The sequence below is a fragment of the Achromobacter sp. SIMBA_011 genome (assembly GCF_046535435.1).
GTDB lineage: Bacteria > Pseudomonadota > Gammaproteobacteria > Burkholderiales > Burkholderiaceae_B > Achromobacter > Achromobacter dolens.
The window spans coordinates 1-262 of record NZ_JAWRWN010000670.1 but is presented as its reverse complement, the minus strand read 5'-3'; the positions used below and the strand labels follow the sequence as shown (position 1 = coordinate 262).

Genomic DNA, 262 nt, shown 5'->3' with positions numbered 1-262 from the left:
CCCGGTCGTGGTCGATTGGCATGCGGCGGGACGCGCGTCATTCGTCAATTGGACCTTCTACGCCGCTTCGCTTCTCTGCGCGATTGCGCTCACGCTGGCGGACTGGCGCAAACGGCAACGCAAGCAGCTACACCCATGGCCGAAGTTCGCATTGGGCGGAGCGATGTTGCTGACGTGGAGCGTGTGGCTCGGCTGGCGAATCTATGCGCCCGGCCCGGTCCCGCCCGTTACCGCGCAACCTGCTGCTGCCACAGCAAGCGCC

1 protein-coding gene is annotated in these 262 nt (G+C 66.0%); it reads left to right on the top strand.

Features of this window, described 5'->3' with window-relative positions; genetic code table 11:
* Nucleotides 1-262 (top strand): hypothetical protein (locus tag SB816_RS32650; protein ID WP_410548332.1); only part of this gene is annotated, 262 nt, incomplete at both ends.